This window comes from Fortiea contorta PCC 7126 (genome assembly GCF_000332295.1).
Classification (GTDB): domain Bacteria; phylum Cyanobacteriota; class Cyanobacteriia; order Cyanobacteriales; family Nostocaceae; genus Fortiea; species Fortiea contorta.
Map to the genome: position 1 here is coordinate 1,369,465 of NZ_KB235930.1, position 21,023 is coordinate 1,390,487.

The 21,023-nt window shown below is 40.2% G+C and carries 15 protein-coding genes; 7 read left to right on the top strand and 8 right to left on the bottom strand.

Annotation, left to right across the window (positions count from 1 at the left end; all coding sequences use genetic code 11):
• Positions 1-392: 392 nt before the first annotated feature.
• Complete coding sequence (locus tag MIC7126_RS0106605) at positions 393-5,645, bottom strand: type I polyketide synthase (protein WP_017652344.1); 5,253 nt, start codon at positions 5,643-5,645, stop codon at positions 393-395.
• Positions 5,646-7,106: 1,461 nt separating this feature from the next.
• Between MIC7126_RS0106605 and MIC7126_RS0106610 the strand changes: the two genes are divergently transcribed.
• The 6 genes from MIC7126_RS0106610 (at position 7,107) to MIC7126_RS0106635 (ending at position 13,789) form a co-directional block, all read left to right on the top strand.
• Entirely contained in the window at positions 7,107-8,312 is a 1,206-nt protein-coding gene (locus tag MIC7126_RS0106610) for an ABC exporter membrane fusion protein (RefSeq protein WP_017652345.1), read from the top strand.
• A 44-nt stretch (positions 8,313-8,356) separates the two neighbouring features.
• Positions 8,357-9,535, top strand: coding sequence for an ABC transporter permease DevC (gene devC / locus MIC7126_RS0106615; RefSeq protein ID WP_017652346.1), 1,179 nt, complete (start codon positions 8,357-8,359; stop codon positions 9,533-9,535).
• 51 nt (positions 9,536-9,586) lie between these two features.
• A complete protein-coding gene (locus MIC7126_RS0106620; protein WP_017652347.1) occupies positions 9,587-10,591 on the top strand; it encodes an NAD-dependent epimerase/dehydratase family protein in 1,005 nt (334 codons plus the stop codon).
• Between the two features lie 19 nt (positions 10,592-10,610).
• Positions 10,611-11,078, top strand: a complete 468-nt coding sequence (locus MIC7126_RS0106625; protein ID WP_017652348.1) for a DUF2141 domain-containing protein — start codon at positions 10,611-10,613, stop codon at positions 11,076-11,078.
• A gap of 205 nt (positions 11,079-11,283) precedes the next feature.
• The gene (locus tag MIC7126_RS0106630; protein WP_017652349.1) at positions 11,284-12,543 is read left to right on the top strand and encodes a glycosyltransferase family 2 protein; all 1,260 of its coding nucleotides are present in this window, start codon (positions 11,284-11,286) and stop codon (positions 12,541-12,543) included.
• A 1-nt stretch (position 12,544) separates the two neighbouring features.
• Positions 12,545-13,789, top strand: coding sequence for a glycosyltransferase (locus tag MIC7126_RS0106635; protein WP_017652350.1), 1,245 nt, complete (start codon positions 12,545-12,547; stop codon positions 13,787-13,789).
• A 120-nt stretch (positions 13,790-13,909) separates the two neighbouring features.
• Here the strand turns inward: MIC7126_RS0106635 and MIC7126_RS0106640 are convergent, their stop codons facing one another.
• Positions 13,910-15,118 (bottom strand): tetratricopeptide repeat protein, encoded by a 1,209-nt coding sequence (locus MIC7126_RS0106640; protein ID WP_017652351.1) that lies wholly within the window; start codon positions 15,116-15,118, stop codon positions 13,910-13,912.
• Positions 15,119-15,252: 134 nt separating this feature from the next.
• Here MIC7126_RS0106640 and MIC7126_RS0106645 point away from each other — a divergent pair, with 134 nt between their 5' ends.
• Positions 15,253-15,852 carry a chromophore lyase CpcT/CpeT gene (locus tag MIC7126_RS0106645; RefSeq protein ID WP_017652352.1) on the top strand — a complete coding sequence of 200 codons (600 nt, stop codon included), beginning with the start codon at positions 15,253-15,255 and terminating at the stop codon, positions 15,850-15,852.
• 84 nt (positions 15,853-15,936) lie between these two features.
• Here the strand turns inward: MIC7126_RS0106645 and MIC7126_RS0106650 are convergent, their stop codons facing one another.
• From MIC7126_RS0106650 to MIC7126_RS0106670, 6 genes are all read right to left on the bottom strand, one after another.
• The gene (locus MIC7126_RS0106650) at positions 15,937-17,385 is read right to left on the bottom strand and encodes a glycoside hydrolase 100 family protein (RefSeq protein WP_026100078.1); all 1,449 of its coding nucleotides are present in this window, start codon (positions 17,383-17,385) and stop codon (positions 15,937-15,939) included.
• Between the two features lie 1,053 nt (positions 17,386-18,438).
• The gene (locus tag MIC7126_RS31195; RefSeq protein ID WP_017652354.1) at positions 18,439-18,732 is read right to left on the bottom strand and encodes a hypothetical protein; all 294 of its coding nucleotides are present in this window, start codon (positions 18,730-18,732) and stop codon (positions 18,439-18,441) included.
• A 36-nt stretch (positions 18,733-18,768) separates the two neighbouring features.
• On the bottom strand, positions 18,769-18,909 hold the full coding sequence (locus MIC7126_RS30215) for a hypothetical protein (protein WP_154655848.1): 141 nt from the start codon (positions 18,907-18,909) through the stop codon (positions 18,769-18,771).
• Positions 18,910-19,181: 272 nt separating this feature from the next.
• Entirely contained in the window at positions 19,182-19,544 is a 363-nt protein-coding gene (locus tag MIC7126_RS0106660; RefSeq protein ID WP_017652355.1) for a DUF5615 family PIN-like protein, read from the bottom strand.
• A complete protein-coding gene (locus tag MIC7126_RS0106665; protein WP_017652356.1) occupies positions 19,522-19,869 on the bottom strand; it encodes a DUF433 domain-containing protein in 348 nt (115 codons plus the stop codon). Before MIC7126_RS0106665 ends, MIC7126_RS0106660 begins: the two co-directional genes overlap by 23 nt.
• 426 nt (positions 19,870-20,295) lie before the next feature.
• Entirely contained in the window at positions 20,296-20,928 is a 633-nt protein-coding gene (locus MIC7126_RS0106670) for a hypothetical protein (protein ID WP_017652357.1), read from the bottom strand.
• Positions 20,929-21,023 lie beyond the last annotated feature (95 nt).

Below are 21,023 nucleotides of genomic sequence, written 5' to 3' on the forward strand. Positions count from 1 at the left end.
TTTAGTTGATTGTTTGGGTTTGAGAAATATTGGTTTTATTTTTAACGCGGAGGGGCGCAAAGTTAGCGCAGAGGTACGCGGAGTTTTATTGGAGTGATTTCGTTAGGAGTTGATGTCAGCAGGTTTTGAGGTGGAAGTTTGAGGTTTTAAGTAAGAATTGTCGGGTTGGAAATGAGAAGCGTCGGGTTTGAAACGAGAATGTTCAGGCTTTAAACGAGAACGTTCAGGTTTGAAACGAGAATTGTGGGGTTGAAAACGAGAAGCGTCGGGTTGAAAACGAGAAGCGTCAGATTTGAAACGAGAACGTTCAGGCTTGAAATGAGAAGCGTCAGGTTTTGGTGTTCAGATACCCGACTTTTTAGAGAAGTCGGGTATCTCGCAGCCCAATGAATTTAATCAAGCACTGAAGTTGTTAGGGTAACTCGCCCTTGGGAACTGTAACCAACTTCGCTAATGTAATGGTTGGAGTCGTGCAATTCAGCGATGATATGTTGGGCTGATTGTTGAGCATTAAGGGTGGGACTTAAATCGATGGCGCGGGTGTAAACTTTTGGCCATTCCCATTTCAGGGTTTTGGTTAATCCGAATAAACCTGCACCGATGACTCCATAATTAACTTGATGCTGGAAACCAAAGGCGCCATCTAATCGGGCGACTGTACAGAAGCAACTGCGTCCGTAATTGGCGGCTTCGTTGAGGGGTTTTTTCAGGTATTTGGCGATGAAGAAGACTTGTTTAACGATCGCTTTTTCTGCTTCTAAATAACCAATGGTATGATTGACTGGGAAGATTGGGTGAATATGGATGAAGGCGCCTATCTTGCCGATGTTGTTGGCGATTGCTTCTAATTTGTGTTGCAGTAGTTCTTCGGTTAAGTCGGCTAAGGTTATCCGTGTGACTCCGGGTGGTAGTTGGGCTTGTGTTGACACTACGGATGATGGGAAGCTGAGAACTACAATTTTCCAACCTTGTTCAATTAAGTTTTGCACTACCACTGAGGTGGTGAGGGAACCATCATCGGTGATTAAGCCGATGTGTCCCTCTGGTAATGTGAAGTCTAAGTCGTCTGGTGGGGGGAGAAATTTCAGTTGAGCGGGACGGCGTTTGACGTTATGCTCTATATTTATCGGCTCGTCGTCAAGCTCAAGTTGATACTTTTTTTTTTCACCTCCAGCCAGTGTCTGGAGATAATCAACTATTTGACCAATTGTTCTTAAGTCTCCCAGTTCTTCGAGATTTGGTTTGGGAAGGTCGGGGTACATTTCTTGCATGGCGCCTAAAATTTCGACTCGTTTGATGGAGTCAATTCCTAGGTCGGCTTCCATGTCCATTTCCATTTCTAGCATCTCGACTGGATAGCCTGTTTTTTCACTGGTAATGTTTAACAGGGTTTGTCCTAAGTCTGCGTAATCGCTAGTTACGGTTGTTTCTGGTTCGGGAATGGCGGGTTCAGGAGGAGTAACAATCGGTGTTACTTCACTGACTGGTGTTGGTTGGGGAATGACGACTGGTTCAACGGGTGCTGCTTGTTGGACTTCTTGAATGGCGATTTCTACGGAGACGCTACGGGAAGCATGGGATTCGAGATACTCGACAACTTGACCGATGGTGCGTTTTTCGGAGAGTTCTTCTAAGTTGGGTTTGGGTAAATCTGGGTAAAGTTCTTGTAGTCCTCCCAAAATTTCGACTCGTTTGATGGAGTCAATTCCTAGGTCGGCTTCCATATCCATGTCCATTTCTAACATTTCTATGGGATAGCCTGTTTTTTCGCTGGTGATTTCTAGGAGGTGTTTACCTAGTTCAGCTAAATTCAAGTTACTCGCTACAGGTGCGGGAATTTCTACAGCTTTGGGAATCTCAATTACAGGTGCGGGAATTTCTACAGCTTTGGGAATCTCAATTACAGGTGCGGGAATTTCTGCAGCTTTGGGAATCTCAATTACAGGTTTGGGTTGAATTTCCCACACAGGTGCTGGTTGATTCTCCACTATATTAGTGGTGGGAAGTGCAACTGCTGCTGTTTCGCCAGAAAGTAACTGAGAATATTCTTGCTGTATCAGTTGGAAAAAGTTTTTGCTGTATTCTACCTGTTCTTGCAGATACTGTTCATGGATGCGGAGGGTTTCACTGTGTTGGGCGTGAAACTGCAACATACTCCGCTGTAAACTTTCCATGACTACTGGTTTGATTTCCGTGTCAGGTTGAGAGTTAGCTAGCAGGGAATTCTGCTGTTGCATCAGTTGAAAGAAGGTTTTGGTATATTCAATCTGATGGTTGAGATAAGACCCGTGGAGTTGTAAATTTTCGCTTTGATTTTGCTGAAATTGTTTGAGCAGGTATTCTAAACTTTCCAGAATTCGTTGATAATTTGCGGGTTGTGCTGGTGTTGGTTGCATTTTCAGGACTGGGGACTCTTGATTAGGGACTCTTGATTGGGGAGATGAGGGAGACTCTTGTACAGACGCGATTAATCGAGTCTCTACGCCTTCCACAACATCTGTTTTCTGATGTCCATTCCTTTCAATTGCTGGATTTACAGGAGTCGTAACCTCTAAACTTGTTAAATCCGCTGCAATTGCGGAAGATTCAGGGGTGGGAGTTGTCACTACTGCTTCAGCCAACTTCACTTGATGACCATTTTGCAAAGCTTGAGCGAAGGCGTTTTTGGTTTTTTCTGATTTATAATTAATGCCGTTCAACCGCACAGTTAAGGCTTTTTTCTTCTCGTCTTCTGGTGCGGGGAGTGTCGCTCTGAGTTGGTAAGGGTCGAGGTTTTTCAGCGTCATCCCTAATACTCGCAACTGAACTGCAGCTTCTCGCAAAGAGCGATCGCTATTCTTTTGTGTGCTGGGGTTTAATGTTACGGTAATATGAGGGCGATCGCCTAAGGTATCTTTGACTAAGTTAGAAAGTATCTTCCGAGGGCCGAATTCCACAAAGCATGTCCCACCCGCTGCATAGATATTTTCAATCTCTTGTTTAAACAAGACTGAATTTGAGAGGTGGTTTTCCAAGACTTTTTGCATGGCTGCAGGTTCTTGGGGATACTGTTTACCAGTGACGTTGCTGAAAACTGGAATTTTGGGAGTTTGGAAGTTAACAGACTTGGTTGCGATCGCAAACGATTTCTGTGCAAAAGCAATTAAGGGAGTGTGGAAGGCTGCAGATACAGGTAGTAACACTGCTGCATATCCTTGGTCATGTAAGCTGTTACGTACTTTCGCAATTTCAGCGGTTGGCCCTGCTAAGACAACTTGTGTGGGAGAATTATAGTTAGCGATCGCCACTTGTGGATAATGCCGCACTACGGCTTCAACTTTGGCAATTTCTTCTTTCACTGCCAACATACTACCCGCATCATGGTCTGGGTCTTCTGGCGCAGCCATTGCTTGACCCCTAGCTTTCACTAAGAAGAAATAATCTTGGTCACTCAACACACCCGCAGCCCACAAAGCGGTCAATTCACCAAAGCTGTGTCCCGCTACAAAGTCTGACCTAAACCCAGCTTGTTGAAAGATGGAATATAACCCCGCACTAAAGGAACCTATTGCAGGTTGAGCATATTCTGTTCTTTGCAAAGCTGCAATTTGAGCATTCTTTTCTGACTCTTCAAATACCGGATGGGGGAAAACAATCTGCGACAACGGTTGCAAATTATCTTTGAGCAACAAGCTATCCATGTAACCATAAATTCGTCGCAAAATGGGGAAGTTCATCACCACTTCCCTTCCCATTTCCAAATATTGCGAACCTTGTCCAGAAAACAAGGCGACAACTTTTCCGCCCAATGCCATCCCAGAGGCGCGATAATAAATACCTTGGGGATGTTCCCAAGCTGGCGCAGTTCCTTTGAGTTTCAACCAGTCCAAGCTAGTTTGCAAGAACTTACAAGCTTCTTGCAGATTCTCCACCACAAACCCTACCCGCGCTGCTGCTAAAGGAATTTCTTGATTTTGACAATCTTGAACTAATTGGGTGTAGTGTCTATCTGCGGCTGTTGATTGCAATTTTGCCAAAGTCTCTTCACACTTAATCACCAACTGCGCCGGAGTGTCAGCAAATAAAATTATCTCCGCAGGCGCATTGTGTAAGCGATAAGCGCAATTTTGTTCCGCTTGATGTTCTTCCAAAACCACATGATAATTAGTTCCACCAAAACCAAAGGAACTCACACCCGCCCGTCTTGGTGCTTCCCCATCGGCGCGAATCCAGGGTCTAGTTTCGGTGTTCAAATAAAACGCGGAATTTTTAATATTTAGTTTGGGGTTCGGCTCGGTAATATTAATTGTTGCTGGCAAAATCTTGTGATGTAACGCCAGCGCTGTTTTAATCAAACTCGCCGCACCCGCAGCTGCTTTTGTATGTCCAATTTGGGATTTCACACTACCAAGCGCAATGTGCTGTTTGTGGGAATCTTCCTCAGCAAAGAAATCTCGCAAAGAACCGAACTCGGTCGGGTCTCCAGCCATTGTCCCTGTACCGTGAGCTTCCATTAACCCCACAGTAGCAGGGGAAAAACCCGCATCATCATAAGCCCGACGCAAAGCTGATACCTGTCCTTCCTTGCGCGGTGCATAAATACTCTTGTAGCGTCCATCGCTAGAAGTACCAATACCTTTGATGACTGCATAGATTTTGTCGTTGTCGCGTTCTGCATCTTCCAAACGCTTCAACACCAGCATTCCAATTCCTTCACCTAACATCATCCCATCAGATTTAGCATCAAATGGTTTCACATGTTCCCCAGGAGAAACCGCCGGAGTTTTGCTGAAGGAAATATAAGCCATGATGGTGTTATCGGTATCCACACCACCAGTCAGCATCATGTCGCTGCGATATTCAACTAGTTCGCTAATTGCCATTTTCAAAGCACCAAAGGAACTAGCACAAGCCGCATCCACAACACAATTCATCCCGCCAAAATTCAAGCGGTTAGCAATTCTTCCCGCTACCACATTCGCTAACATTCCAGGGAAAGCATTTTCATCCCATTTGACATAAGCGCTTTTAATTTTCTCGACAATCTTTTGGGTATCTTCATCAGATAAACCGCTGCTTTTTAAAGCTTTTTCCCAAATGGGATATTCCAATCTGGCAGACAATGGCATTCCTAATTGTTTAGCCATCGCCACACCCAAAATTACCCCCACAGTTTCCCGGCTAAATTCTCTCGCCTCGCCATATCCTGCGTCCTCCATCGCCTCTTTCGCAACTACTAAACTTAATAGTTGGGAGACATCTGTGACTTCTAAAATGCTGGGAGGAATGCCAAATTCCATCGGGTTAAATTCAACCTCCGGAATAAACCCGCCCCGTTTGCAATAAGTTTTATCTTCCGGTGTTCTCGGATTAGGATCATAGTAATCTTCTACGCTCCAATGGGTAGAAGGAACATCAGTAATACAATCTATTTTGCTAACAATATTGTGCCAATATTCTCTTAAAGTTCTCGCTTGCGGAAACAGCGACGCCATCCCCACAATCGCTATAGGATTTTGTTGTAATTGTCTGTTAATTTTTTTCGTGGACATTGATTTATCTGCAGTCACTTTTTTTTCCTCTATAAACTTGATCAAATCTTTTTCACAACTGTTGATGAGGCTCTCTAATTCTGCCAAAGCAGTATCAATTGAATAAGCAGACATAGGGGATAGACTAATCTAAGGTACTGTGAATTACGAAGCTGCAGTAATTTCTGTTATTTACCAAAAATCAGATATTCTGTCTTCGCGCCAGCCTCGGCTAAATACTTTTTTTGGCATCAACGCTCCACGAAATCTTGGGAAGTAATGAGGTATTACCGATAAAAATTCATACTTCATCCTAGAAAGAGCGGTTAGCGAAGAAAGCTTCTACATTCTTCGGGAGCCAGTTTCGGCATCTAGGATAATATATTTTATGAATTGTGCTCAATAAAAGTTGCCAAACTTGTTACAGAAAAAACTCACTTTGATTTGCCATTAATGCCAAATTTTTCAAAGTACTCAAATCATCTGTAAGTGATGACAATGCGGTTTGTATTAGCTGTTTCTTTTGTAAAAATCAATCAAGTAACTAATCTAGCGAACCGCTTGAGAGTATTTGAATTAATACAAACACTAGCACAACCTATAAGAAGTAAATCTGTTATTTAAAGCTATTTTAGATAATTGATAGTTGATTGCTGACAAAAAGCTCAGATAAAGTTACTAATACAAGTATTATTTATTACTGGTTTTTGCGGCACAATATTTCATCAATTTAAGTTGTCATCCAGAACTAGTAAAGAGTACCAAAAATATCTTTTCAATAAAACGAGTCTTGATTAATACAAAGACTCTGTAAAGCGATTACAGTATTTTTTTCAGCATAACATCATAATTAAACAAACGTTTTTGATGATTTTTTAAAATAAATAAACTTAAAAATCCTAAAAGTTATTTATAAAACAAATATGAATTTTGAAAATAGTGCGTGATAAACAACATATTTGGGCATAAGGTATTGATTATTTTCCTCTCATCTTCTCGATGCTGCCACTTGTTCATCTTCTACCGAGTTTGATATATCATTTTTAAGCGTTGTCAGTTAAAACACTCACAATAGAAGTCAAATACACTTAATTTAGAATTTTGCTGACAAAATTGACGAGAATGTCTTACCGTACACAACTACCTTTAAACCGCTCGGTTAATAATAACAAATCTGCTTAATCGTCCATAATATAATTCAGTTCATAGGTAAGATTGACTATGTTTTGCTGCAGCAGATAATTTGATGAATTTTGTACCCATACTGTCTAGAGGAATCCTCTGAATATATTGACAAGATTTTGTTTTTTTGCAATCATAATTGTACACAAGTTTATCCTCAGTTATTCACGTAATTTTCAGACTCAGTGAATTGTTAACATTCAGGATAAAACTTTTGAGGTTTTGGCATAGCATCCATATTGATTTCGTCAGTTTGATTATTAGTTGTGACTGCAGAAATAGAGAATAATTCATTGACAACTAATTGGATTTATTCATTTTGTTCGGATGAAACTATAGAGAGTGAAACGTCTTGGTAAATTTTTGGATGAGTCACTCTTATAAAGCGAAAAATAGAACCATTGGAATGAAAATATGGCAATAAACAAAGAAAGCCAGTTATTCACAAAAGCCTTAAGTCAATGGCGAATAATTTTGGCAGCTTCTGTCACTTTAGCTACAGGATTAATAGCTTTCTACGCTTTATCACCATTTTGGTTTCGTTCTGATGAGGCGAAAACTCAATCAGTAACTCCTGCGAAAACTGCACCAACAAGAGTTGCTGTCACAGCTTTAGGACGCTTACAACCTGAAGGAAAAATCACCTATTTATCTGCACCTCATTCAATTAATGGTGTGCTAGTCGAAAAACTTTTAGTGCAAGAAGGAGACCAAGTTAAAGCTGGACAAGTACTAGCTTATCTAGAAGATTATCGCCGTTCCACCACAGCTTTACAACAAGCTTTAGACAAATTGCAAGTAGCAAAAGCCCAACTATCCCAAGTGAAAGCCGGCGCTAAAAATGGAGATATTGAAGCACAAAAAGCGACAATCAGGCGTTTAGAGTCGCAATTAACCGGAGAAACTGCAGCCCAAGAGGCGATGATTGTTCGTCTACAAGCACAGTTAGACAATTCTCAAACAGAAAGAGATCGCTATCAACAATTATACAAAGAAGGGGGCATTTCTGCTTCCACAGCTGATAGCAAAGCCTTACAACTAAAAACCGCACAACAGCAATTAACAGAAGCCAAAGCGACCCTCAACCAAACCCAAACCACTCTCCAAGACCAAATTAAAGAAGCAAAAGCCAGACTCAGAAGTTTAAACGAAGTCCGTCCCGTAGATGTTGAGTTAGCGCAAACAGAAGTCAGAAGCGCTACAACTGCTGTCAAGCAAGCAAAAGCTGACCAAGATTTAACTTATCTCAGAGCACCCATCAGCGGTACAATTCTCAAAATTCATGCCAAAACTGGCGAAATAATTTCTACTTCTGGATTTGCAGAAATCGGTAAAACATCGCAAATGTATGTAGTCGCAGAAGTGTATCAAACCGACATTCAAAAAGTGCAAATAGGACAAAAAGCCACCATTACTAGCACTGCATTTCCTGGAGAATTAAAAGGATATGTTAGAGAAGTGGGTTGGCAAGTTGATAAACAAAGTATCTTTAGTCTTAACCCCAGTTCTGATACAGACCGCAAAATTGTGCAGGTGAAAATCTTTATTGATAATCCCGAAGATAGTAAACGGGTATCTCGATTAAGCAACTTACAAGTAGATGTTGCTATTCATATCTAATTGGGGAGACGGGGAAGAACAAATAACCAATATTGACTAAATCCATGAATTTCAAAATTCCTTTAGCATGGCTACAGCTAGCCCAGCAAAGAATTCGTTTTCTCGTAGCTGTAGCTGGGATTGCTTTTATTGTGCTGTTGATGTTTATTCAGCTAGGCTTTCAAGATGCACTTTATTCTAGCGCCACCGCTGTGCATCAAAGCCTACGCGGCGATTTATTCTTAGTCAGTTCTCAATATAAATCTTTGACCTCAAATCAAAGCTTTTCTAGGAGTCGTTTATATCAAGCCTTGGGATTTGATGGGGTCGAGTCAGTTAGCCCCATGTATTTGCAATTTGCTAAATTAAAAAATCCCGTAACGCATGAAAAATACTCCATCTATGTCATTGGTTTCGACCCAGGAAAATCGGTTCTAAATATTCCAGAAGTTGAGCAGAATTTAGATAAGCTGAAAATTCCCGATATCATGCTTTTTGATCGTGATTCTCGCTCGGAATTTGGCCCCATCGCTGAACAATTCGATATCGGAAATACTCAACAAACAATTGAAATTTTTCCCTTTAATTCTTTAATTGGTTATCGAGTGCGAGTTGGCGGTTTATTCAGTTTAGGCCCTTCTTTTGGCGTAGATGGCAATTTAATTGTGAGCGATTCAACCTTCTTGAGAATCAACCCTAATAGCCGTCCAGCGGATATGATTGATGTGGGTGTAATTAGCCTCAAAGCAGGTAGTGACGCGAATAAAGTTTTAAAACAATTAGAAGCCAATTTACCTAATGATGTGCAAGTTTTCACCTATCAAGGCTTCATTGACTTTGAAAAAAAATATTGGGCTGTCAGAACACCCATAGGTTTTATCTTGAATTTGATGTTAACAATGGCGTCTGTAGTTGGGGTGGTGATTGTTTACCAAATTCTCTACAGCAATATTGCTACTCAATTTATTGCTTATGCAACTTTGAAAGCGATAGGTTACGCCAACGGCTACTTATTAAATGTCGTCTTTCAACAAGCATTAATCTTGGCTTTTCTCAGCTATATTCCGGGAATAATTTTATCTGTAGCGCTATATGATTTTGCCATGAAAGCTACAAAACTACCCATCATGATGAATTGGAATAATGCTTTACTTGTGCTGATATCAACGGTGTTAATGTGCATTACTTCCGGTTCTCTCGCCATCAATAAACTTCGTTCTGCAGACCCTGCTGATATTTTCTAATTCAGTGTTAAATTGTCACAAATTTCATAAACTAAACCTGGAAATTAATTAATGAACCTCGAAAATAAAACCGTTCTCATCACCGGAATTGAAGAATTTATCGGCTTACGCACAGCCGAGTTAGCATTAGCGCAGGGAATGAAAGTTAGAGGATTACAAACTACTAAGGTTACTGATAAACAAGTTCAAAATTTAGGCGTTGAGGTGATATTTGGTAGTATTAATGATTATGCGATCGCCCAAAAAGCTTGTCAAGGTGTAGACCTCGTTATCCACACAGCCCAACTCGCCCAAGAAGCAGGCGCGCTGAATGATTTTCGCCAAATAAATGTTGACGGCGCTATTAACATAGCCAAAGCTGCTAAAAGCGCTGGTGTAAAAACTTTTGTACATCTTTCTAGTGTGTTAGTTTATGGGTTTAACTATCCTGCTAATGTGACAGAATCTCAGTCATTATCTAGTGAAAACAACCCTTACTGTCAAACCAAAATAGAAGCCGAAGCAGCGCTTTTACAATTAAATAATTCCCCAGATTTTAACGTCATTATTATTCGCGCCGGCGATGTATACGGACCTGGTTCTATCCCTTGGATAGTCCGACCAGTTCATTTCATGCAACAAAAATTATTTGCTTGTGCTAACGATAGCCCAGGAATCATTAATCATGTGTATGTAGATAACTTGATTGATGCGATGTTTCTAGCTGCAGAAAAAGCCAATGCTGGTGAAATTTTCAACATTACCGATGGACAAGAAACTTTTGGTAAAGATTACTTTCATCGGTTAGCAGAAATCTCCGGTTCACCTGCTCCTCTTTCTTTAGGGAAAGATGAAATTAAACTTTTTCTCAAATTACGTGTCCAAGGTCAAAAACTCTTTCGCAAAAAAGCAGACATTCTCCCAGAGTCAGTAGATTTTATGACTCGTCCCCATGCTTACTCTATTAATAAAGCCCAAACTCTGCTGAATTACGCTCCCAAAATTAATTTGGAAGAAGGATTGCGACGCACGCAGGAATGGTTAGCAAAAACTGATATCCAAAAATTAATGAAATAGTCAAGGAGAGAAATAAACTATGTTAAAGCTGTCCAAATTTACTGCTGTAATTGTTGCTGCTCTAGCCAGCCTTAGTTCTGTTAAAATTGCCCAAGCTTTACCAACTCAAACACTAACTGTTGTAGTTAGCGGTATTCAACACAAAAAGGGTCAAATTTGCATCGGAGTTTATAACAAAGAGCAAGGCTTTCCCGACAACACATCTGGTCTAGCTCAGAGTGCTTGTACTAAAATTACCGGGAGTGTTTTAAGACAAAAATTCTTTGGTTTAAAACCAGGAAATTATGCTGTCGCTATAGTTGATGATCAAAATAGCGATCGCCAACTCAATAAAGACTTTTTCGGTATACCCACAGAAGGTTTTGGTATTTCCAATAATCCTACAGTTTCAGTGCAAACTGGTTCACCTGAATTCCGAGACGCTAAATTTTTGCTCAATAAAAATACCACAGTTAATATTACTGTGAAATATTCCCTTGATCCGTAATAAAAACTAGGAATGAGAGACTAGAGATTAGGAACTAGGAATGAAGAACTAGAGATTAGGAACTAGGGATGAGGGACTAGAGGCTAGGAATAGTTTATTACTTTCATTTTCTAGCCCCTAAATCTTCACCCCTAATCCCTAAATCCTAATCCCTAAATACTAACCCCTAACCTCTAAATCCTAACCTCTTCAACAAGGATTACAAATGCCAGATTTTGAGATTTTTTTATGTAAATCTTTGCTGGGTTGGTTGGCGATTCAAGTATGTTTAACTGTGGTTTTTTTGTGGTCTTTGCGTTCACGGACAAAAAAGCCTTTACCAGATAATCAGTTACCTAAAACCGCAATTATTCTCTATTTAAGAGGTGCGAATCCATTTTTAGCTAACTGTTTGCGATCGCTATTACAGCAGAACTATCCTCAGTATGATTTAAAGTTGATTATTGATCATCAAGAAGACCCAGCCTGGAAAATCGCTAGCGATACTATCCAAGAAATCAGCGCAACTAATGTAGAAATTAGCGCTTTGACGATGGTACGCGATCGCTGTAGTCTCAAATGCAGTGCTTTAATTCAAGCTATATCTGCGTTGGATGAAACCTACGCCGTAGTCGCTCTAGTTGATCCTGATATCGTCGTCCATTCTACTTGGTTGCGTGAATTAGTCAGCCCCCTCATCAATCCCAAGGTGGGAGCAACCACAGGAAATCACTGGTATTCAGCCACGGGTAACTACTGGGGTTCTTTGCTGCGGTATGTCGGAAACGTCTCTACAGTCGTCCAGATGTACCTATTCCAGATTCCTTGGGGTGGGACGATGGCGATTAAAACCGCCGTCCTGCGTCAAACAGGACTGTTAGATAAATGGAGTCAAGCTTTTGCTGAAGACGTGATGATCAGTCGCATTTTCAGTCAGCATCGGCTCAAAATCAAGTTTGTTCCTTCTCTGTTGATGCTGAATCGCCAAGAATGTGATTTATATTACCTCAGAGACTGGATTAAACACCAGCTGCTTTGCTCTCGGCTTTACCATCCCCGTTGGTCAGCGGTGGTCGGCGATGCTATTTCTAGCATTTTATTCCCTACCTTGGCAATCTTAACGTTATTAGGAGCGCTACTGTCTGGGAAATGGGATACTGTCGCTTTGTTAGTGGGATGTTATGGCAGTTATACCCTAGGACTACTGTGGTTAATGCTGATTTTAGAGCAAGCTGTACAACAAATAATACACGATCAAGGTCAAGCGATCGCTCAATTATCAACCACCACCATCTACAAAATGTTAATCGCCATTCCTCTTACCCAGTGGATTTATGGGTTAGGAATGTTGTCCTCTGTGTGGATGTCAACTCTCACATGGTGCGGTGTCACTTATCAAATTTCCGGCCCTTTGAACATCCGCTTAGTTGAATACAAACCTTTAGCAAAACAATCAGGCGCGCCAGTTATTGGCTTACCCAATTAATATGACGAAAAAACCTCTCCGCATTGCTCTTTTCACCAGTTTATATGCTCCTTTTTTAACAGGAGTTTCTATCGCAGTTCACCAACGTGTTCACTGGTTATTACAACAAGGACATGAGGTTTTTCTAATTCACCCAGAAATTAACGATCAATATCCTAAACAAGTTGGTAATCGCCCTATGCGGGGGTTAGAGGAGTTACGACCTTTCCCTAATTTTACCTCTTTTGCCTTCCCCACAAAACCACTCATATTTTATAAATCTCTCCCCCAACCATTAAGCTATCGTCATTGGAGTGACACTAAATTATTAGAAAAATTTCAACCTGATATTATCATAGTTGAAGAAGCGCCACAATTAAGAGGTTTTTATTCCCTATACTTGCAAGGATATGGTCGCCCTGTAGGAGTTGAATACGCTAAACGCACTAACACTCCCATCGTATCGATTTTTCATACCGATATTGTTGCCTATATTAAGTATTATATAGGCAATGTCTTTTTTAATTTGCTGCGTCCGCTTCTCCCAGTTTTAATTAAACAATTCAGTGAAGCATATACCCTAAATTTATTTTCTTCACGGGAGCAATTAACCAAATATCAAAACCTCAAAGCTCAACGCAGTGAATACCTACCCTATCAAGGAATTGATTGCGAAAAATTCCACCCCCGCAACATTAGCTATAACCCAATTCCTGAAGACAACAGACCAACTTTGCTATTTGTCGGAAGGATTACTGCAGAGAAAAATGTCACTCAACTTTTAGATGCATATCCTTTAATTGCTGCCAAAATTCCTAATGTACATTTAGTAATTGTTGGTAGCGGCCCTCTAGATGCACAAATTCGTCAGCGTGCTCAACAATTTAAATCAGGTGTCACTATTTGGGGTGAATCTCACGGTTTAGAACTTTTAGGCTGGTTTGCGAGAGCGGATGTATTTGTTAACCCCTCGACAACCGAGAATTTCTGTACCACAACTAATGAAGCTTTAGCTTCTGGAACCCCTGTAGTTGCAGCATTAGCGCCCTCAACTACAGAGCAAGTATTACCGGGTTATAATGGCTTTCTCGCCGCACCTGACAACCCAGTCGATTTTGCTCAAAAAGTAATTGCTATTCTGGAAAATCCTGAACTGCAAACAGAATTATCACAACAAGCCCGCCCTTCTATTTTAGAATTTGATTGGTCTGCATGTATGCAAAAGTTTGAAGATAGACTCTATCAACTGATGACAACATCAAAATAGCTACATGCTATCAAAATTAATGTAGAGACGGGAAATTTCTCGTCTCTATATTTCAATAACTTTTAACCCTGTTTCCTGCTATAAAATCAAGAACAAGAAAACCCCGTTACAAGATATTAATTAAGAATTAGCTTTCGCTGCTTTTTCAATTTGCTGATTAAAGTATGCTTCTTCATACTTTAGTTGTTGCGCTAACTGTAATCCGTTTTGAAAAGCTGTTATGGCTTGGGGATATTGTTTACGTTCTAAATAAATTTGTCCAATTTGATCATAAGCTCGCATGAGTCCATAAAAGTTAGTGGCGCGTGTCTGTGTTTCTATGAGAATTTGGCTAGTTTGTAAAGCCTCTTCGACTTGTCCTTGAGTTCGATAAAGGGCGATTAATTTTTGCAATGCTTCCGCAGCATAGACATATTGCTGTGATTCCCAAGCGGTGGTGTAGGCTTCTTGATAGTTTTGAAAAGCTGCTGGGAGAAAGTTAGGTTTTTCCCTAGCTAAGGATTCGTAATTTGCAGCGATCGCTAATTTTAATTTGGGTAATTCAATGAGGTTATTTTGCTGTAAATAAATCTCTGCTAATTTACCCAAAATATCCACTGCTTGTTGATATTCTTTACCTTCATTATAAATATAAGCCAGTTGTTGCAGATATGTTACCTGATTCAAGCGATCGCTGTTCAATAATTCTTGGTAAGTCGTCGCTGCTTGGGGATAATCAAACCAACTCAGATGTATTTCACCTATAGTTTTTAAGGTTGTTACTTCTGCAACCGTATCTCTTTGCTGTCTTACTGTTGCTAAAACTTGACTGTAAGCTTCCAGAGCCAATTTAGGCGATCGCACTTTTTGATAAGCTTCCCCTAGGGATTGTAACAACGGAATATCAGTACTTTTTGACGATACCGCTTGCTGTTGAATTACTTGCAGTCGTTGTGTGATGTAGAATACTTGTTGACGGTCATTTTGGTCAGAAGCGATCGCCCCTACTCTCGAAAGTGCTTCCACTTCCGCTAACGAACCCAACAAGCGCCGTAATCGTAGTTCTCGATTCCAAATCTCCACCGCCCCTAAGCGATCGCCAGCTTGCAGTTTCGCCTCAGCCGCTTGATTCAACTGATCCAGTTCCCCCGCCAGCTTTTGTAATTGTTGAGGAGATAACTGTTGTTTGTCAAGCCCAGGCGGTAACAGCGGATCAGGTACAACTACCTCTAGGGGACTGGGAGGATATTTATCTGCTTGGCTGGGGTCTTGACTTTTAGCTAGCGCCAACACACTGCTAAACTGCCAAAGCATAGCAGCCGTGACTATGATACTGAGATGCCGTAACATAGGTATCCTACCTTGAATAATTTTCCTAGCCAACAACTTTAGACGCAGAAAACATTAATAATTATCCCCATGTTTCCACTGCCAAGGATTACAATACTCCCAGATTATTTTTAAGCAACTGGTATCTATCTGTAATGACTCATTCTACGGATATTGCTACTTTAGCTCGCTGGATGGCATCTGACTTTAGCAATCAACTACAAGCTTTTGAAAACCCACCTTTTTATGCTCATATCCGCGTCTGTATGCGTCCCCTTCCTTGGGAATTGTTATCAGGGGTGAGTTTATTTCTCGAACAAGCTTACGACTATAGCCTCAATCAACCCTATCGCTTGCGGGTATTAAAGTTGTTGATTGCAGGTGATCACATCGAAATCGAGAACTACACTGTTAAAGAAGAACAAGATTTTTATGGCGCATCCCGCGATTTGCAACGTTTGCAAACTTTAAATAGCGACGCCCTGGAAAAACTACCAGGCTGTGACATGATTGTGAAGTGGACTGGTAACAGTTTTAAAGGCGTCGTCGAACCAGGAAAAGGTTGTATTGTCTTTCGCAACGGACAAAAAACCTATCTCGACAATGAATTTGAGGTTAGTCAAGAAAAATTTTTCAGTCTAGACCGCGGACGAGATTTAGACACCGACGATCATGTTTGGGGTTCCATCGCTGGCCCCTTTGAATTTGCGCGCCAGCACAGTTTCGCTGATGAAGTGAAAGATTTACCCGTATAACCATGAAGGATGAAATTTGATGGATAATTTCATCCTTCATCCTAGCCTGCGGCAAGCCGCTCCGCGTCTACATCCTGCAATTAACTACCGAGCCATATAAGGATCTACACTGCTGATTTCAAACTCACACGCTCTAGAAACCACTTCTGGCGGTAATTTATCAAAACTGACCAAAGGTAAATATGACGGATTCTTCATCAGTTCTTTTGCTAATAAGAACCCAGCAATAGTCCAAGTTTGATATTTTCTGGCTTGCTTACCAATTAGTCGCCCCTTCTTCCCGTCATAATATTCTGGCCATTCATCTTCGCACAGCCGTGTTTCCGCAAGTTCAATCGCCTTTCTCACTAGTTCGGTTTTCTTGGTTTTGACGCCTGCTGCAGCCAACATCCACATCAACACAGGCCAACTACCAGCATTATGATAAGACCAAGGTATATTTTTAGGATCACATCCGGTAATAATTCTGTACTCTTCATTTTCCAAAGCCGGGAAACATATCTTCATCGGCATATCTCCCATCAAGTCGTCCCATCTTTCCTCAATCAGAGTCATAATTGCTTGGGACTGTTCTTCAGTCGCTAAGTCAGAAATAATTGCCATTAAGTTACCAAGAGAAAAGAAGCGAGTATCTAACTGTGACGGACCGACATTCCCAGCCAAATAACCACCTTTTCTCGGCAACCATTTATCCAATTCATAATAAGGTAGAGAGTCTACATATATATTGAAGAGATTCACAGCTGCTTTGCCATACTCTTCACTCTTAAAGCGATAAATAGCATTTAAGCGATTAATATCTATCCAATAATGCTGACGAATATGAGCACATAAAAGCGGTAAGCGGTTGTCAATAGCCGCAACCACATCTTGGTTTCCTTGACAAATTAGCATTTCGCGGGCTGCACGCAATGCTGCATAAAATAAAACCTGAAGCTCCAAAGGATGACCATAAATACCCATCCTACGGTCAATCATACAAGCACCATCTGGAACTAACAGAGTTGGGTACATATCAAAGCGATTCGCCAAGCAGATTTCCATAATTAACCTGATACCATTTTGGAATTCAGGTTGATAAGCTAAAGAAAAATCTCCCGTAGCGATCGCATAAGCACGCAACAAAATAATCCACCATAGACAAGAATCAACTGGTGTAACTCTGGCGATCGCATGTTCACCAAAATCTGCTTCTAAATATTCTTGTCCATTAGATGATACTACTTTAAAGCTCGCTGGTATTAACCCACGCCCAGGTTTATAAGCATCCAACGCCCTTTCTTTCGGCTGCAATTTTAAAGTTTCTTCTAAGAAATTTTTAACAATATCTGCTCTACCTTTAATCAGAAATATCAGCGCCGATGAGACAAAATCTCTAATAAAACATTGGTCATAATTGAGTGCTTCTACGGATTCGTCATAGGCTGCTACTGTCCCAACTGGACGACCTTGATAATAGAGAATTGACTTTTCTAAAGCTTCCCATGCTTCTGCTTCTATACCGTTAGATATTACCAATTCATTTATTTGCATCACCAAAACAACTCCCATATAGTAGTGAATTTTTGCTAGATGCGCCCTGATAATTAATTCGACTATTTTCAGCATAGCAAAGACAACTTTTTGCATAACTGTAAATAGCAATTGTTATTGAGAACTTAATAATCTTAAATAATCTACTCTCACTGCTATTTTTTGCAGCTTAATAAATACTTAGTTGTTAGTTAACCATAAATTATGCTTTTACTTCAGCAATAATCTGATTATCAGAGTAGATATATTTTTAGATTACTTTTTTGCTACATTTTTATGTCTGGAAACTTGCTTTTTAAAACAGAAATATGTAGCCATAACTGTTTAATTTGGGCATTAACCTCAAACTATTTACCCTAATCCTACCCAGGTAGGATTTAGTTTTTGGCACTACAGATTAATTTATTCCCCTACAAGTTAATAATTTATAACGTTTTCTCAGAATATGCAACGTGGATGCTTCTGAATTTTCAACTGTCAATACCACTTAAGACAGGTATATTCTATCTTAATTACCTTTAAACGGTGAGATGATGACAGTAAAGCAGCAAAGCCTAAACTACTCATAAATCATGAATTTATCGGCTTTTAAACTTGCTCTCTCAAACAGTAACAAGCAAGACGCTCAAAAATAAAGTAATTTTTCAAACTTTAGCCAAAGCTTAAAATTCTAGCTTAAATAATCTTGATATTTCCAGAAAAAGTTGAGCAATTTTACTCAAATTAAAAGTTGTGTAATGCCATAAATTCCTATAACTTTTATGTTTCTTTAGGCAAACATAAAATGTTGTTAACCTTTGAAAGTCTTTAATTGTGACTTACTATACATGTAATAGGATTTTCTTACAGCAACGGAGATAATTTTGAGCGATCGCACTTAGTTTACTAAGAGTGAATTAATGCTAGTTTTAGCTGGTGAAAGTCAGTTTGGTACAAGAATACAAAGATAAAGACACTGACTCATAGAGAAAAGTTCCCTAAAATATCGGGAATTTTCTAAAATATCGGGAATTTTTAGCGTGGCTGAATTAGCGGGCGATCGCATCTCTAAGTCTAGATTTGCTTGAAAAACTCTTGATAAGCGCGATTAATTGCTTGCATCGAAGCTTTGGCGTTGGTGGAACTATTGAGATCAGAATGATCAGCGCTACCAGTAGCTATTCCTGTAACCGCACCATACACCGCAGCACCAGCCACAGCGCCAACACCCACCACAGGAATTGTCCCAACTCCCACAGCACCAAATCTCCCCGCTAATCCCATCCCACCAACTGCAGCGGAAACACCAGCGCCTATTATGCTTCCACCAGCGATGAATGCTGCACCTGTTTTAAAGTTTTGTGTCACTGCGTAGATTTGAGTATTTAAAGTTACTATTTAATTTTAAATTACCCAAATTGAGCGATCGCACTTCTGGGTTTGTAGAGATTGAAGAGGAACAAACCACGAAGTACGCATGATACCAGCGCCTATTATGCTTCCACCAGCGATGAATGCTGCACCTGTTTTAAAGTTTTGTGTCACTGCGTAGATTTGAGTATTTAAAGTTACTATTTAATTTTAAATTACCCAAATTGAGCGATCGCACTTCTGGGTTTGTAGAGATTGAAGAGGAACAAACCACGAAGTACGCATGATAGTTGACTGACTTTGACCAACTTATCCTTGCGCTCAAATAATTCTACGAGAGCTTGCACCCAAAAAAACTTTTATCTAAGCCGAGGAGTATTTCAGCAAAACTAGATTGGCTATTGATTAATGCTGAAAACAATATTAGTAGAGTTTAGGATGTTGAATCAGGGAATAGGAAGAAAAATAATTCTGTCTTGATATTCATTGTCAAAAGAGCATTTAGCAATGATAATTAATTCATCTATAGTTTCACCAATTCCCATTTCTGGATTAAGTATAAAAATACCAGGTATATGACGATTTTGAGCCAGATGATTTGCTAAATGAATAGGCATAGAACGGCGGTTATTTGTTACTAAAATAGCTTCATAAGTCTCACACCAAATTAGTATTTCTGGGTCTAAAGTGCCTTTAGTGGGCGTTGCTGGTTCTCCCACAACTTCAACGACAATATCCGGCTCTTTACGACGCAGTTGTTGAGGATAAAGTGGGTTAACATTTTCATCAATGAGATACTGAATTCTCATGGTCTTTTTGGGCTTTTTGTTCGGCTTTAAATTTTATTAATTTTTCAACTCCAGGATGAGGATTTTTACGCTGTTCTTCTCGCATTTTATGACTCCACTCTAGCCAGTCGGTTATGTATTGACTGACTTTTTCTTTTTCGTGATGGTAATAGAGAATAGTGGCATATACTTGTTCTATAGTCAGACTAGGAAACATCAGGGCAATTTCTTCAGGCGTACGGGCGCGATAAATATATTCATATAGAATGGTTTCGATGCCTATACGAGAACCTTTTAAACGAATGTCGTCAGAGCCAAGAAAGTTAAAGTAGTCTTCTAGTTGCATAGGTTTAGTTATCCTGTTTAATTAAGGCTGGGGTTGAATGTTTTCCTGAACTACAAAAAGTCTTGATTCTCAAGTGTAATATTATATAGTTCTTTGCCTAGCATGATATTGTCCTAGCTGGCAGATTGCAGTGTTGAGAGGTACAAGAATTATTATGGCAGACTTAAAAAATAATTAGAGTAGGGTATAAGTAATTTTAGAGTACCAAAATTTAGAGAGCGATGCCTGCGGCGGGCTTTGCCTACGCACTTCTGGATTTATAGAGATTGAAGAGAAATGAACCACGAAGTACGCAAAAGACCGAAGGAAGAAGTTGAGAGAGTTTTTGAGAATAGTTAAAGCCCCACAGTAAGGTTACTGAAGGGCTAAAAATATTATTTATTTCATAGGTGTTATGCAAGACTCAGAGTTAATCTGGCACAATTCTCATAATCCGAGTTGAAGCTCTTGTTGTTGACCTTTCTGATGAGCTTCCCACAAGCGGTAAGCACCATATCCAACAGCAGCTGTTGCTACCACTGGAACTGCTACCGGAGCTACCACTGCTATTGCTGGAACTGCTGTCACTGCTACTGCATGGGCTGCTGCAGCTGCACCTGAGACTACAAGCTCGCCCAAAGCATGAACACTACTGCTTACTATAACTGGACCCAGAACTAAAGCCGCTTCAAATAATATACTTTCAATTGGATTTCGATTTACGGGTTCACCTATTATAGGAGGTTCATAGTGATGTTGATTTACATTGCCGCATGTTGGATTATCAGTATAGCGACAGTCAATAGTAATGATTGTATCCCCTTCTGCTCTAGCTGGAGTGGGTAAAATTGTGAGTGCGCTAGTCACAACAAATACAGTAACTAAGCATACTGAAATTAGTTTTTTTAAACTTTTCAAGAGGTTTTCCATTTGATTTTCTGGTATATCTATTTCACTAGCATGTTGAGAATAGTTAAAATTTAGCCCATGTAAATTTGTTACTACCTCGTAAGAATCAACGAAATTGTCAGTTATACTCTTAAATTTTGTATAAAGTTCAGTAGGGTGGGCATTGCCCACCAAAATGCTGATACAGTGGGCAGTCAGTGCCCATAGATACTCCTACCAACGCGGGAAACTCACGCACGCTGGAGGTTCCAATACGTGTATTTTAA

Bases quoted from the DNA above. Each gene is read 5' to 3' on its own strand.
- MIC7126_RS0106605 (WP_017652344.1), bottom strand. From the start codon at position 5,645: ATGTCTGCTTATTCAATTGATACTGCTTTGGCAGAATTAGAGAGCCTC.
- MIC7126_RS0106610 (WP_017652345.1), top strand. From the start codon at position 7,107: ATGGCAATAAACAAAGAAAGCCAGTTATTCACAAAAGCCTTAAGTCAA.
- devC (WP_017652346.1), top strand. From the start codon at position 8,357: ATGAATTTCAAAATTCCTTTAGCATGGCTACAGCTAGCCCAGCAAAGA.
- MIC7126_RS0106620 (WP_017652347.1), top strand. From the start codon at position 9,587: ATGAACCTCGAAAATAAAACCGTTCTCATCACCGGAATTGAAGAATTT.
- MIC7126_RS0106625 (WP_017652348.1), top strand. From the start codon at position 10,611: ATGTTAAAGCTGTCCAAATTTACTGCTGTAATTGTTGCTGCTCTAGCC.
- MIC7126_RS0106630 (WP_017652349.1), top strand. From the start codon at position 11,284: ATGCCAGATTTTGAGATTTTTTTATGTAAATCTTTGCTGGGTTGGTTG.
- MIC7126_RS0106635 (WP_017652350.1), top strand. From the start codon at position 12,545: ATGACGAAAAAACCTCTCCGCATTGCTCTTTTCACCAGTTTATATGCT.
- MIC7126_RS0106640 (WP_017652351.1), bottom strand. From the start codon at position 15,118: ATGTTACGGCATCTCAGTATCATAGTCACGGCTGCTATGCTTTGGCAG.
- MIC7126_RS0106645 (WP_017652352.1), top strand. From the start codon at position 15,253: ATGACTCATTCTACGGATATTGCTACTTTAGCTCGCTGGATGGCATCT.
- MIC7126_RS0106650 (WP_026100078.1), bottom strand. From the start codon at position 17,385: ATGCAAATAAATGAATTGGTAATATCTAACGGTATAGAAGCAGAAGCA.
- MIC7126_RS0106660 (WP_017652355.1), bottom strand. From the start codon at position 19,544: ATGAGAATTCAGTATCTCATTGATGAAAATGTTAACCCACTTTATCCT.
- MIC7126_RS0106665 (WP_017652356.1), bottom strand. From the start codon at position 19,869: ATGCAACTAGAAGACTACTTTAACTTTCTTGGCTCTGACGACATTCGT.